This window comes from Pseudomonas koreensis, from assembly GCF_012986595.1.
GTDB lineage: Bacteria > Pseudomonadota > Gammaproteobacteria > Pseudomonadales > Pseudomonadaceae > Aquipseudomonas > Aquipseudomonas koreensis.
This window is the reverse complement of the sequence record NZ_JAAQYM010000008.1, coordinates 328,150-343,226: the sequence shown is the minus strand read 5'-3', so window position 1 is coordinate 343,226 and position 15,077 is coordinate 328,150. Positions and strand designations below refer to the sequence as shown.

Here is a 15,077-nt window from a genome sequence, read left to right as displayed (position 1 = left end):
GTCAGGCCACCGCCCGGGACATGACGTACAAGCCGTCACGCACGGTCATCGCGTCGTCTTCAAGGGTGCGCAGTTGCACCCCCGCCACGTCCGGATGCCCATCCAGGCGCGCCGGTGCATGCAGATAAACGTTGAAGGCGCGTTCGCTGGTCGAAGCTTGCAGCTGCCGTTCGCGACCGATCAATGCGCTGAGTGCCACATCGCTGTCGCTGCCACCCACCGAACGCACGCCGGCCCAGCGCCCTTCCCTTGCCAGCAACAACACACTGCGTTGCGGCTCGGCGACGACGAACAGGAAGTCGCCGGCGTCGAGGCTTTTGTCGAAGCGGTTGAACGCCGCCATCAGATACGGCTGTACTGAGCGCAGAAGCAAACCGCGACCGCTCACCAGCGTGCGCAGGCGTTCGAGCAAGTCTTGCGGCAAGGCGCTGGCGATGCGGTCGTAACCGCCAGGCTCAGCGGACAACACCAGACTCCACGGCTGGGTCGGTGCACCAAACAGGTCTTCAAAACACAGCTGAGCAAAGCCGCGCAGTTCTTCAGGACTGCTGATCTGCGCGCTCCACGGCACCAGGCAGAAGCGGCTGAAATGCCCGGAGATGACCACGCTCAATTCGGCACCGGCACGGGCATGTTCACCGAGCAGGCGATCGAGGGTGTCCAGCGCCACCGCGTAGCTCTGGAAGCCTTCGTCGATGTAACCGACGCTGCCCAGCCACAAGGTGTCGCTGCCGCGCCGCTGACCAAGGCCGACACCGCTGGCGCCGAGCACGGCGACAAAACGCTCACGAGATAAAAGTGACACGATTGATCTCCTCCAACGTGGTGCGACCTTGTTCCACCAGCTCCAGCGCCGATTCGCGCAGCAGGCGCAAACCACGGGCACAGGCCAGGGCTTTGATCTGGGTGATCGGTTGGCGCTCGACGATCATCTGGCGCAACTCGTCATCGAGGTGCAGCAGCTCGGCAATCGCCGTGCGCCCGCGATAACCGCTGCCCCGGCAGTGGCCGCAGCCCTTGCCGTGGACGAAGTGGTAGTGATCGACTTTCTGTGGATCGAGGCCCGAGGCGCGCAGTTCTTCATCGCTCGGATTGACCGGTGCGCTGCAACTGCTGCATACCAAACGAATCAGGCGCTGAGCGAGAATCGCGTTGAGCGCCGAGACCAGGCTGTAGGGGTCGATTTCCATTTGGGTGAAGCGGCCGATCACGTCGAAGACGTTGTTGGCGTGGATGGTGGTGAACACCAAATGGCCGGTGAGCGCCGATTGCACGGCGATCTGCGCGGTGTCCGGGTCACGGATTTCGCCGACCATGATCTTGTCCGGGTCGTGGCGCAGGATCGAGCGCAGGCCGCGGGCGAAGGTCAGGCCTTTTTTCTCATTGACCGGGATTTGCAGGACCCCCGGCAGTTGATATTCAACCGGGTCTTCGATGGTGATGATCTTGTCCACGCCGTGGTTGATCTCGGTGATCATCGCGTACAGCGTGGTGGTTTTGCCGCTGCCTGTCGGGCCGGTCACCAGCACCATGCCGTAGGGTTCGGCGGCAAGGCGGCGCAACTGGCGCAGGGTTTCGTCTTCAAAGCCCAGCGCCTGCAATTGCACGCCGCAGACCTTGTCGGCCAGATCCTGTTTGTCGAGCACACGGAGTACCGCGTCTTCGCCGAAGATGCTCGGCATGATCGATACGCGAAAATCGATCTGACGACCGCTGATGCCAATCTTGAAGCGCCCGTCCTGCGGCACGCGTTTCTCGCCGATATCCAGTTCAGCCATGACCTTGACCCGCGAAATCACCTGCTCGGCGAACTCGTTGCCCTGGACTTTGCTGATGTTGTTGAGTACGCCGTCGATGCGGTACTTGATCACCAGACCGTGGCCGGTGGTGCCGAGGTGGATGTCGCTGGCGTGCATTTTCAGCGCGTCATACAAGGTCGAGTTGACCAGTTTCACCACGCTGCTGGCGTCTTCGCTGATGCTGGTCAGCGACAGGCTTTGCAGGGTGTCGATTTCGTTGTGGGTGTCGCCCTGGGCGTTCAGTGATTCAACGGCGTGGAAGCTTTCTTCGTGGCGGGCCAGATAGGCCTTGAGGTCATCGGCATGGACCAGATGTAGCGGTGCACCGTGCAGGCAATCGTCGATCCAGGCCAGGCGCGCCGGGTCGAAGGGGTCGGCGAATACTCCGATGACCTCGTCATTGTGGCGCAGCAGGATGAATTCACGTTTCAGGCATTGTGCGAGGGTGACCCGGTCGAATACCGGCGTCGCTTGAAACAGGCTGTCGGTGTCGAGCACCGGGTAATGCAGGGTGGCGCCGAGGGTGTGAATGAACGGCATCGGCGCCAGTTCACAGAGCACGCCGAGGGCTTCAAGTACGCGTTCGCCAGAAGTGGCGGCCCGCGCCCGGGCCTGGGCCAGCTGCTCACTGGAAAAGCGCTCGGGGGCACTTGCGGCCGGCAGCGGTTCGACGACAACGGACAGACGTTCCATGGCTTGCTCTCCAACCGGGGCTCAGAGCCCTGTCGGCGCGGCAAACCTTGGCGGCAAGTGCCGGAACGTCTGATCGCGCCATTACTCCCCGGTGAGCATTTGATCGTCGTCCGGTGCCATGGCGTGCGACTGTCGTCGCCGATCCGCCAACACCCAACTGCCATCGTACAACTGCAACGGGAAGCTCTCGGTCCTGCTCTGGCGTCGTTCGACAAACCCTTCGGAAGGGCTCGCACCGGGTTTCGCTTCGCGCTTGATGCCCAGAAGGTCGCAGACCGCCCGCGCCAGTTCCGCCAAGGGAAACGGTTTGAACAGGATGTGGCTGACCCCCAGTTGCCGCGCCCGCTCACAGACTTCGGCGGTCGGGTGACCCGTTATCAGCACAAAATGGCACGTCCTGTTCTGGCGGACCGCGTCGAGCACCTCAAAGCCTTCCATATCAGGCAAGCGGTAATCGAACACCAGCACGTCGGGGGCAAAGGTTTCGGCCAAACCGATAGCCGTCGCTCCGTCATGTGCAATCGTGACGTCCAGCGCCTGCGCCGACAGATAATTCTGAAGGTTTTGCGCGAGCAGCTGTTCGTCTTCGACAACCAGTACTTTGTTAACCAAGGTCGACTCCTTGAAACAGCAGGTCCGATGACCCCGCCCTGAGAGTGCGCCTTACCAGGGGTAACGCACACTTCATGCCAGGCTGAGCGCCGGTAATTTTATGTCTTCATGTCCTTGAATTTAATGACAATGCCCGCTCGTCCCGGCACCCCGTTCCCCAGAAACGGGGAAGCACCTGAATGGGCATCGAAGCCATTCCCCACTATTGGGGGGGAACCTTCAGTCGTCGTCAATTCGTTCGATCCTGTTCTGCACCCGTAATTGCGCGAGTACCTGACGACGAGCCTGGGTCTGTTGCTGTCGGGCGAGCTGCGCCCTGACTGTGTCCAGCCCCTGCAAATCTGGGACATCGGCAGCCTCCAAGTGGTTCGGCAAATAAATCACATGCCAGCCGAACGGTGAACGCACCGGAGCGCTGGCAAACGTCGCCCCGCTGACAATCGCGGCGCGCATTTGCATCAAGCGTAGACGCGCTGCAGCAACTGTGACTGCATCCGCTTGCGCGGGCACGCGCATCAACAGGTGCCGAGGCTGCAAGGTGTTGGCGCGGATCAGTTCGGCGAACATCTGCTGCGCCGCCAGTTCGCGGCGGGTGTACTCGGTGAACGACGCCTCATCGAAACCGGCATCCTGCAATCGACGAAGGAATTTATCCGCGCCGCCGATGGCCATGCGGGTTTGCTCGATCTGCTGACGCAGCGCTTGTTCGTCGATCTGCCGACCGCGCTTCTGCGATTCCTGCCACAGCAATTCTTTGTCGATCAGCATTTGCAGCGCCGCCTGCCGCAGTTCCTTGTAGGCCTTGGGACTGCGAATGCTCGCCACCGCGCGGCCCTGATCTTCCAGGTATTCGGCGAAGAAGCGCTCGAAGCGAAATCCGGAAATCTCCTTGCCATTGACCCGCGCCACGGCCGGTTCGTTATTCGCCCACGCCAGCGGCAGCCAGCAAGTCAGCAGCAAGATCAGCGTTATGCGTTTCATGATCGGGCCCTCCGTTCAGGGGCTGGCAAAAATCGGTTTATAGGGTGCGACCAGATAGAAACGCTGATCGGGCAAATCCACGGTAACCACATGCGCGCCGCTCAAACCCAGGCGTCGGCCGGGGCCGAAACTCAGGCGCGGGGTCAAGCCGGTGTCGAAGTCGTGCAGGCCTTCCAGCGCCGCCACCAGTTTCTCGCGGCTAGCGTCGCGGCCGGCCTGCTTCATGCCTTCGCTGAGCAGCAACATCGAGGCGTAGGCGCCGACTTGCAGCACCGCGTGCTGAGCACCGAGACCTTGACCTTCGCGCAACAAGGTCAGGGCCATGCGCCCGGCCTGGGTCCAGTCGCTGGGCACGAACGGATAGGCGAGGAACACCCTTCGGGTGAAGCCGTCGGGAACTTGCAGCAGATCGCCGGCCACCTGGCTGGAGGCGGCAAACAGGTAAGGCACTTGCCCGGCGCTTTGCAGCCGCGTCGCCAGCCGACTGAAGCCGCCGCCATTGCCCAGATAGAACACCGATCGCGAGCCTAACGGCAACCCATCCGCCGTAGAGTCGTAGGCTTGCAGATGGACTTTTTGCCAGCCGTGATCCTGCAAGTACTGGCCGAGGTTTTGCGCGGCCAGCGTTTGTGCCGGGTCATCGGGATAGGCAATCAGCGTCGGCCCTTGCAGCACGCGCAAACTCGCCGTGGCGTAATCGGCCAGCGCGATCAACTGCTCACGCAAGCCGGGCAATGGCTCGAAGATCTGCGGACTGGCTTGCAGGCTGCCGAGGATCGACATCGGTCCTATCAGCGGCACACCGGCCTTTTCCAGGCGCGACCCGAGTTCGCTGTCGAGAGCTGGTGCCAGCGGTGCGATCAGGGCGAACACCTGCTCCTGCTCGATCAACTGCTGCAAGGCTTGCTCGGCACTGGCGCGGTCCGGGCCGGGATCGATCACCGTCAGGCGCAGTTGCCGGCCATGTATGCCGCCGGCCTGATTGATCCGCGCCACACTGCCGTTGAGTACCGCCGCCACCGTCGCGCCCTCCTCGGCCAGCGGACCTTGGCTGGGCAGCAAGGTGCCGAGGTGCAAAGTCTCGGCGTCAAGGCCGGGGTCGCGCTCATCGGCGAGGCGTTTGAGATAGGCGGTGAGGTTGCGCTGATCTTTCATCGACAGCAGAAAGCGCGGCATGCTCGGGTCGAGGCGATTGTGGCCGGGGTCGCGGCCCTGCTCGATAGCCGTGGCCAGACTGCTCTCGCTGTAGGCCGGATAGCTGCGGCCGTTGACCTGTTGCTGGCCGTAGGTGCTGGTCAGTCGCGCCCAGTTCAATTCAGGGGGACGCACGCCACCTTCAGGTCGGCCGAGACCATCGGCGCCATGGCAATTGGCACACGGCAGACGGGTCGCCGGCAGCAACACATCCGCCGCGCCAACTCGCGCCATGATCGCTTCGCCACTGGCCGACAAGCCTTGGCGGTACAAGCGTTTTCCCGCCGCCTCTTCAGGGGTCAGCGGTGCAGCGCCCGCACCCAGGCTGACGCCGGCGAGCAGGATCAGGGCGAGGACGCGGCTCAGGTTCATGGCGCGGACTCAACGGCCAGCCACGGGCATTGTCAGCAACTGCAGGCGCTGGGCAATAGCGGCGGCCGGGGCGTCGGGACGGATTTTGCTCCAGCGTTTATTGGCGACATCGCCGACGATCAACTGCGTGGAGTGTTGCTCGGGCGTCGGCACGATCTGGCCAATGCGGCTCAATACCAGGTCCATCTGCGCTTTGTCGCCGGTAAGAAAAAGCCAATGAGGGTCATCGGAACCCTGCTTCAAGGTGTAAGCCTTGAGCACCGCTGGCGTGTCGCGCAGCGGGTCACTGGTAAGGGAAATGAAGGTGATGTCCTGCGCCTTGTCGCCCAGCAGTTCGCGGACTTCCTTGAGCTTGCGGGTGATCAGCGGGCAGGCATCGTTGCAACTGGTGAAAATCACGTTGAGCAGCACTATGCGATTTTGCAGTGCGTCGCTGTAGAAGCGCAGGGTTTCACCGTTTTGATCCTGCAACGGCGTGTCGGTGAACCAGGTTTTCGCGTCGTGAGTGCCTTTGGCCGGAGCAGCGGCAACCACGGTGGGCGGCTCAGAGACATGGCCTTCGTGAGCGAACGCGACGTTACCGAGAAGCCAGAAACACACGGTCAGGGAGATCCAGTCGAGCAGTCTCATGGCTGTTGCTCCATGGCGATGGCGGTATGTTTGGCGTGGGTGCGCAGGCCGCTGAGTTTTTCCACTTCCTTGGCCAGCAGTGCCGGATCGGTGAAGCCGTAGTAGCGCATCCAGTGCCGGCTATCGCCGTCGCCGACGAGGATCAGCGGCTGATGATTCTTCAGGTCGCCACTGAAACTGCCGAGGCCCTTGAGGGTTTCATTGATCGACTGCGGCGAGCCGGTCAGCCAGCTCCAGCCCGGGCCGCGCTGGAACGTGCGCGCGTAATCCTGCAGACGTTTCGGGTCGTCGCGCTGCGGGTCGATGCTGATCGACACCAGTTGCACTTCTTCGCCGACCCGCGCGCCGAGCTGCTTCTGCACCTTGCCCATGATCGACGAGACCACCGGGCACACCGTGGTGCAACTGGTGTAGATAAAGCTCATGACGACGATTTTGCCCTGCACCAGGTCTTGTTCAAGGCGCACGGTTTTGCCGTTCTGATCGAGCAGTGGCACGTTGGCGAACTTCACCTGAGCGTGTTCCTGAGTATTGCTGGCCGGGGCTTTGTGCCCGGCGTGTTCGTCCGCCGAATGGGCGTGGGCTTGTTGGAGGCCGAGGCTCAACAGACACAGGGTCAGCAGGCCACTGGATGCAAATCGGTTCATGTCGAAACTCCTCTTCAACGGGCCAGGCCGGGGGTTACCCGAACACTGGCAAAGGTCTTGTCATCGAAACCGGCGCCCAGCGATGCCGCACGCACATGCAGGTACCAGGCGCCGCCGCGGTCGAGGGTGATCGGCGCTTCGTACACGCCGTCGGCGACTTCCAGCGCCGCCACTTCACGCGGATGCGAGGTGGGCGCGAGGTAGTAGCGCAATTGCACGTCTTTGACGCCGCTGCGCTGGGTTTTGTCTTTGCCTTGAACGATGCGGAAACGCACGACGTAGGGGTCGTTGAGCGCCACGGCAGTCTTGTCGAGGAGGAACTCGACTTTCGGCTGGCCGAGGTGTTTTTGCTGTTTGCCGTCAGGCTCAATCTGCGCGGTAAAGCAATGAATGATGTTCGGCTGATTGAGCAGAAACGCCACGTCAAACCGCCCTGCCGTCGGCAGCCTCACCCGCGCGCTGTACAGCCCCGGCGAAACCTCGCGCAGGCTGCGGTCGATGACCATGGCGGCACGGGCGATCTGGCCACGGTTGGGGTAACCGGACATCGGTGCGTTCATGCCTTCGGCGTAGAAGTAGGTGGTGTTGTCGACCGGGTTGACCACGAACACCGCGTTGTCGTCCCGTGACACCGCCAGGCTTGAGGCCAGCGGTAAATCCCCGGCCATACGCGGTGGTTGCGGGCCGGCTTCGAAGCCCTGACTGATTGGCTGGCGGCCTTCGCCGAGGGAGGACAGGTTGATCATGGTGACTTTCGGTGAAGCCAGTCCGCGGATGTAGGCGTAGGCCTGGCTGAACACCACTTGGTAGGGCTCGGCGGAAACGTCCAGATCATGGATCGCGCTGTTGGTCGCGGCATCAATGATGCTGGCGCGGTTTTCCACGGTGTTGAGCACCACACCGAAGCGGCCGTCGGCGCTGAAGCCCATGGGGCCCAGGCCTTGTTGCAACTGGATAACCCGGCGGATGGCGTGGGTGCTGGCGTCGATCACGCTCACGGTGCCGTCCTTGCCGTCGGCCACATACACCGCGCCGGACAGTGGCGAATAGGCGACCGACAACGGATGCGAGCCGGTTTTGATCTGCTGGACGATGTTCAGGCTGGCGATGTCGACCACGCTGACGGTGCCGTCGTCGCGGTTGCTGACAAAGGCGAAGCGGCTGTCCTTGCTGAAGCTGATTTCGTGGTGGCCGCGCCCGGTCTGCAAGTGTTTGAGGGTTTTGAGGCTTTGGCTATCGATCACCGAGACGCCGGAGTCTTCGGTTTTGCTGGCGTTGTTGCCAACCCACAGCAGACGCTCATCCGGTTGCAGCGCCACGCGCACTGGCTGGCTACCAGCGGCGATGACATCGATGACTTTGAATTGCTCGCTGTCGATGACCGCCACTTCGCCGGCCGTCGGCATCGAGACGAATACGCGTTTGTTGTCTTTGGGGGTGACCCAGTCCATCGGCGGTTGCTTGAGTTCGATCCGCGCCAGGGTGCTGGTGATACCGCCCACTGATACCGATGGATCGACCACGGCGATGCTGGCGTCGCGGTTCATCACCAGCAGGAAATAGCTGTTGAGGTCGAGCAACGGTCGCGCGCCGATGTTGGATTTGAGAAACACCCCGACCCGGGCCTTGCAGCTCTGGTCACGGCCCTGGGCTTGATCGGCGGCGAGGGTTTGCGGATCCACCCAGGCACCCGGCGCCACCCCGGACAACGGCTGGCCGGAGGCGCTGTCAGTGACGCGAAACTGCACATCGGCGAATTCGCCTTCGCGCAGCTTGCCGTCGACGGCCAGTGGCTTGAGGTTGAAATCCACCGCCACACCGTCACGGTTCAGCGTCTGACCCGTACCGGTTTGCGCCAGCGCAATCTCACTCAGCGTCAGCAACGCCCCGGCCAGGGCCAGCGTGCAAATACCGATGATGTTGGTGATCCTGTTCATACCATCCTCCCCTCATTTGCAAACCCATTCCCTGTAGGCCTTCGCCTGCTCGCGATGGCGTCATCTGCCTCACCATCCGAAACCGAGTTGCCCCAATCGCGAGCAGGCGAAGGCCTACACGGGATTTGCATTCATCCCACCAACCTCACTGCCAACCACCATCCCCTGTGGGAGCGAGCCTGCTCGCGAAGGCGTCATCTGCCGCACCGTCCAGAATCGAGTCGGGCCCATTCGCGAGCAGGCTCGCTCCCACAAGGTTCTTCGTTGTGCCTACTGCCCCTGCGGCGCCGGTTCCGGTTCGTTGGTCACGCGCAGCAATCCCCACAAACCGGAGGTGTTGCCGTAAGCGGCGTAATCGCGGAACAGGTAATCCCCCGGGATCGCATTGCTGCCGCCGGCGCTAGGGATCATGAAGCTGAAGTGCGCGGCCGGCAGGATGCTTTCGTGGGCACCGATGTACATCGACATCGGGTTGTAGCCGAAGCGCACCGAGCCGACACCCGGCGAGCCCATCGGATAACCCCCGGTGTCGCTCTTCTCGGCCTGGAACGGGTTCACCGACCAGACATGCCCGTCGAGCTGGAACGTGGTGCCGCGACTGCCACCGCTTGGCATCAGAATGTGCGTACGCAATGGCTGCCCGGGTTTGGCATACAGCACCGGCGTCTGCGGATCGCCGCCCACCAACGCGTTGCTGTAGGCCATGTGCGCATTGCTCATGTCGCCGTAACCCGCGCCGTCGGCATGCCCGAACGGTGCGTCCGGAGCGCGGCCAAAGCGATACCACAGCGGCTCGGTCTTGTAGTTGATCGCCATGCTCGAGTTGTCCTGCGGATCAGTCGGCACGCCGAAGCCCTCAGCAGCAATCCCCTCCACCGGCCGGCCATTGGCCCAACGGGTGTTCAACGCCTTGTGCCAGACCATCGCGAAGTCGCGGTAGCTGGTTTGCCCAGGCGCGGTGACCGTGGCGTTGACCTTGCGCGCATCGTCAACCCAGGTCGCGCCGATCGGCAGGATGCTCATCGCTCCGCCAAGACCTTTTTGCGGCTGTTTGATCACGTCCGCCGGGGTGATGTTCAAGCCGCCGAACTCGACCGCCGTGGCGTTGATGTTGTCGACACTGCGGCCCAGTTGCGTCACCGGTTTGCCTTCACGCTCCAGGTGCCCGGCGTAGTACTGATAGGTCCGGGTCGGATACGCGCCGCTGTTGCCAACACGCGGTGGCACGGTCTGGATCGGGTTGGCGCCGACGTTGGCGCCGTCGGATTTGGTGATGTCGTAGGCCAGCAGTTGCGCGTGCAGACCGACATGGCTGGACGGCCGCATCAGGTTGTTACTGAACGTGGTCGAGCCCAGACCGCTGTTGCGATCACGCTTGACCATGCCTTGCATCACGGCAGTCTGGGTCAGGTCAGGCATCACGCTCGGCAGACGGTTTTCCAGGGTGATGTTGATGCAGTCCCCTGCCGCTGCACGCAATACCAGTGGTTCTACCGGGATGCCGGGTTTGAGCTTGCCGCTGAGCGGATCCAGATCGGATTTACGCACGTACAGGATCGCAGTCGGATCATGCAACGGCCCACTCTGCCCGCCGATGGTGATGGTTTCGCCATCTTCCGGGTCGGTCACGGTAACTTGTGGAATGCTCACCGTGCGCGAGTTCAGCACCAGGGTGCCGCCCGCCGGATTGAGCGGCCCGCCGACATGCTGACCGAGCCCTTGCGGATCGCCGATGGTCAGGCCCAGCGCATTGCCGAGGATGTCGTTGGCCAGCGCCGCGACCACTTCATAGTTGCGCTGCACCGTTGGCCGGGTACCGATGCCATTGGGATTGGCACTGATCCGTGGGCAACTGCCCTCGAACGCCACGGTGTTGCGCATGCCCGCCGGGCTTGGGTTGTTGGGGATGGCGAACAGATCACTGCGCTTGGCGGTGTAGTTGCGCATCACGCCCCAGATACCGCTCCAGTAGCCTTCGATCGAAGCGTCCATCGAGTAGAGATAGTCGCCCGTGGTCGCGGCGGCGCTGGAGAGCATCGACACCGGCGCAATAAAGCCCATCTGCTCGGAGATGCCGATCATCTGCGATGCGCGCCAGCCGGAGTTGGAGCTATTGCCGAAACCGGAACCGCTCTGCAGCCATTTCACGCCGTGCAGGGTGACGTTGTGCTCTTCCTCATGGCCGCCGGCATGCACCCGCAGCCGCACGTTGTCGCCGGTATAGGTGCGCAGCATCGGCGTGAACGGATCACCGGGTTCGGCGCCGCCCTTGTTGATGTGCGGCGGAAACAGCGTGGTGCCGCCGGTGGGGCCGGTCGCCGAGGTGAGCAGATTCGGCGCCAGGTTCATCGCCGGAATCGCCCGGTCGGTACGGCTTTGCATGGCGAACGCCAGATCACCGCCGAGGCCGTCGGCCTGCATGCCGCGCTTGCCGTCCGGGCCGACCTTGTTCGGGTCGTACACGCGCAGGGCCAGCGGTTCGTTGCGATAGTTGACGACGAACATGCCCGGATCATCCACCGAAATCGCCTGCGGACATGGCCGGCTCGGGCAGCCCGGGACCTGACCGCCCTGCACTTCCAACACCCCTTCAAGCAGATTGCTGGCGTTGTTGCGCACTGGCGGATTGATCGCGTAGCGGAAGCTGTCGGCGGTGGCCGGGAACGCTTGCGCATTCGGCACGCCGTTAGGGCCGGCCCCCACATAGACGCCGGCTTCATAGGCGTGCTGGAAGTCGCTGTATTCGAGGAAGAACTCGCGGAAGCTGTCGTTCTTGCCATCGCCATCGAGGTCGCCGGTGTTGATCACCGCCTGCCATGACGTCGGCCCACCGTCCTGGCGCGCGCCGCTATAGAGAGGCTCGCCGGTTTCGGCGTGGAACCAGGTGGAACCGGCCGGTTCGGCCAACACGGTGGCGTACAGACCAATCTGCTGGTGCGTCGATGGGCCTAAGTGGTCGTGGGTGAAGATGGTGCCGAGGCCGCGATCGACGCCTTTGGCGTTGACCACCGGATCGACGAACCAACGCTGCATCGCCGTGCGCGCACCCAGCCAGTCGGCCCGGCCGTACTGGCCGAAGAACGGATGGTTCCTGGCTTTCGGGCAGGCCTGAGTGCCGTCACGCGGATCAGTGCTGGCGCATTGGTTGAACTCACGAATCGCGTGAATGCGTTCCTGCACGGCGCCGGGCGAGAGCACGCCGTCCTCGTAATTCCAGCCGTTGGACGAGCCGTCCGCCGAGGTCAGATCCCACTTCGGCAAATGAATGTGCTGGCCGATCACGTCGGTCGGCGTGCGCACCTGATAGTCGTCCATCTCGTAGGTGGCCGGCACCAGGTTGGTTTGCTGGTATTGCACGCAATCGAAGGTATTCATGCGCATCACCAGCGGCTCTGGCGGACGCTGTTTGGTGATCACCGGCCAGGCGTCTTCCCACAGCGCGAGAATGCGCGCCTGCGGAAAGTGATAACCGACTTTGTTGTACACCGCGTCGAACTGGATGTTGGCGGCTTTGTAGATCCGTGGGCGGTCGGCGGTGAAGCTCGAGGCGCCGACAAAGGACATGCCGTCGATGCGCTCACCGCTGGCGAACTCGCCGCTGCCGGCGTTGCTGGTCAGACGTTTTTGCCGATCGTCCATGCACGGCTCGTAGTACGGCGCGCCCGCCATCGGCAAGGCACCGTTGGTGCGGAACGCCTTGGCCACCACTTGATTGCCGGGCAGCAAGGCATAGCTTGGGTGATCCTTTTTCGCGTGGAAGGCCATCGCGGCCTGTTCGACTTCGGTGCCTTCTTCCGGCAGGTAAATCGGTTTGGCGCGGGTGACTTCCTTGGAGAAGTCCAGCGAAGTGGTCACGGTGTGTGCCTCGCCACCGGCCGCGACGCCGTCGAGTGCATGCCGCTGCAAGCCGCCATCCCAACCGCCGGACTGTGCCGGGTCGAGGTTGGCCCACAGCGCTTTGCCGCTGGCCTTGAGCGATTGCGCGGTGGCGGCGTCGAGCATATCCAGTGGCGGCGTTGGCGGACGCTGGCCCACGGAGCTTTCCATGCCGCCGATCCAGAATGGGTAGCCAGGGTTTTTCAGGCTGCCGTCGGCATTGCGGTTGGCTTCACTGCGATCGACCAGCGCCAGCGAGCCGATGGCTTGACCGCCAGCGTTGCCGCCATGGTGTTCACCGTCGTCACCGCCCTCTTCTTCGTCATCGTCGTCAGCAGGACCGGCGACCAGGGTTTCACCGATTTTCGGCACCACCACCACTTTGCCGGGCATCGGCGCCATGGCTTTGCCCGGAAGCGGCACGATGGCCGGAATGGGCGTACCGGCGACGATTTCGCCATCGGGCAAGGCCCGTGCACCCGCCGCCGGTTTGCCGCTGCGCAAGGCAAACGGTTCGCTGTGATAGCCATCGGCGCCCTGCTGCGAAACATCGAGGCGGGTGCCTTCCTCGAACACATCGTGCACCCGCCACATGGCCCACATGCCCTGGGCGAAGTGCGGATAGAAATGACAGTGATAGATCGCGTCACCGGCCACGCGATTGCGGTTGCCCGAACCACCGTTGGCGATTTCATAGGTATAACCGGCACCCGGCCCGATGCCTTGGGCATCGACGTAATCGGAGTTGTCGTCGTTGGGATTGAACAGCCACTGATGGCCGTGCAGGTGGAAGATGTGCTGTTCGTGGCCATTGTGGGTATTGCGGAATTTGACGAAGTCACCGATGTAGCTGTGGTTGACGTTCGACGGCTCCGACGGATACAGGGCCATGGTCGCTTTCACACCGATCTGATCGGCGCGCGCTGTCTGGCCCGGGGCGATGTTCTCAAGCCCGGTGTTGGCCGGCACATCCACCAGCATCGCCACATCACCGACGGTGTGCGAGCTGAGGAAGAATTCTTCGTAGGCACACGACAGGCAGTCGTGCATCGGCCCAACGCCCAAACGGTTGGCGACCACTTCGGCACCCATGCCGCCGGAGCCATAGTTGATCATGAACGAGTCGCGGGTCGGCTCCAGCACATGGGCCATCACCGGATCGGCCCAGTACGCGGGGAATGCTTGGGTGGCGGCGGTTTCGTCCTGGAACTGCGAGGCAAAATCGCGGAACGGTTCCAACCGGTTGGGGATCGCCGGGTTACGTTTGCCCATCGACTCCAGCGGATAGGTGCTGGACGGGAAACTGCCGTCGGCGTTGCTGCCCATGACGATCGCATCGCTTTCGCTGGAAATGATTTCACTGCCATCGACCATGTTGATGATCGGCGTGCCGGCCTTGCCTTCGCGCAGCCACGGTTCGCGCTGCGGGTAGCGCGCCTGGTAATCGACGATGGGTTGGCCGGTGGGTGCGCGGCCGGTGGTGGCCAGACGCATTTCTTCTTCGGTGAGGGTGTTGCGATAGCTGCGACCGCCCTTGGGCACGACGACGACCTGGCCGAACAGTCCGTTGGCAACGTTGCCAGCCGCGCCCTCGCCGCCAAACGTCGCGCCACGGCTGCTGACGGCAAACGCGCCTTCACGCTCGGCGAACAAGGTGTAGGAACGGCTCGCGCCCGGTGGCACCAGACTGTTGGCGTTACGCCCGGTGAACGAGGAAATGTCATCGATGCTGTTCACCGCTTGCAGGCCGTTGACCTGGAAACCGACGTGCCGATCAGCCACCTGCTCGTCGACTTTGAAATCCTCCGCGCCGTTGGCGTTGGCGCCCTCCTCCTCGCCCTCGTTTTCAAAGTGCTTGTTCGGGTTGGCCTGATAGTCGAGCAGGTTCTGCAGATTGATCGTCAGGCAATCGCCGGCGGCCACGCGCAACACCAACGGCCGTGGACGCTTGTCCGGGCGCAGCGAGACTTTGCCCGGCACCGCAGCGCCACCGTAAGCCAGCGACTGCTCATGTTCATCGACCACATCGCGGCGCAGGGCGTACATCATGCCGTTGATGTTCTGCGCACCGAGGCGGTTGAACATCAGCGGTTGATCGAAGGCGACGACGTTGGCCACCAGGTTGCGCTCGCAACGTACGGCTGCGCCGGCCAGCTCGACGCTGAGCATCGAGGCCAGAATCAGCAGCCAGTTGAACAGAGACGGAGCGTGATGAATGCCAACCATGATCAGTAACCTCGTAGTGGGTGCTCTTGCGAACACTTCTCGACAAATGCCCTGGAGCAATCCGCGTGCCACAAAAAATCTCATTAGTGTTCAATCAGTTACCGCGAGCA

At 62.8% G+C, this 15,077-nt stretch carries 9 protein-coding genes; all 9 read right to left on the bottom strand.

The features are described from left to right. Position 1: 1 nt before the first annotated feature. Entirely contained in the window at positions 2-805 is an 804-nt protein-coding gene (locus tag HBN98_RS25145; RefSeq protein WP_064588160.1) for a hypothetical protein, read from the bottom strand. Continuing rightward, the gene (locus HBN98_RS25140; protein WP_083368629.1) at positions 786-2,492 is read right to left on the bottom strand and encodes a GspE/PulE family protein; all 1,707 of its coding nucleotides are present in this window, start codon (positions 2,490-2,492) and stop codon (positions 786-788) included. Before HBN98_RS25140 ends, HBN98_RS25145 begins: the two co-directional genes overlap by 20 nt. 81 nt (positions 2,493-2,573) lie before the next feature. Then, positions 2,574-3,104, bottom strand: coding sequence for a response regulator (locus HBN98_RS25135; protein ID WP_064588162.1), 531 nt, complete (start codon positions 3,102-3,104; stop codon positions 2,574-2,576). Between the two features lie 219 nt (positions 3,105-3,323). Beyond that, entirely contained in the window at positions 3,324-4,085 is a 762-nt protein-coding gene (locus tag HBN98_RS25130) for a peptidylprolyl isomerase (protein ID WP_064588163.1), read from the bottom strand. Between the two features lie 15 nt (positions 4,086-4,100). Further along, positions 4,101-5,651 (bottom strand): ABC transporter substrate-binding protein, encoded by a 1,551-nt coding sequence (locus tag HBN98_RS25125; RefSeq protein WP_083368628.1) that lies wholly within the window; start codon positions 5,649-5,651, stop codon positions 4,101-4,103. Between the two features lie 9 nt (positions 5,652-5,660). Further along, a complete protein-coding gene (locus HBN98_RS25120) occupies positions 5,661-6,281 on the bottom strand; it encodes an SCO family protein (protein WP_064588165.1) in 621 nt (206 codons plus the stop codon). After that, a complete protein-coding gene (locus HBN98_RS25115; protein ID WP_064588166.1) occupies positions 6,278-6,928 on the bottom strand; it encodes an SCO family protein in 651 nt (216 codons plus the stop codon). The genes HBN98_RS25120 and HBN98_RS25115 overlap by 4 nt, the downstream gene beginning before the upstream one ends. 14 nt (positions 6,929-6,942) lie before the next feature. Beyond that, entirely contained in the window at positions 6,943-8,865 is a 1,923-nt protein-coding gene (locus HBN98_RS25110; protein WP_083368627.1) for a YncE family protein, read from the bottom strand. 270 nt (positions 8,866-9,135) lie between these two features. Next, positions 9,136-14,967: a manganese-oxidizing multicopper oxidase MnxG gene (gene mnxG, locus HBN98_RS25105; protein ID WP_083368626.1), complete on the bottom strand. Its 5,832-nt coding sequence runs from the start codon at positions 14,965-14,967 to the stop codon at positions 9,136-9,138. Positions 14,968-15,077: the final 110 nt, after the last annotated feature.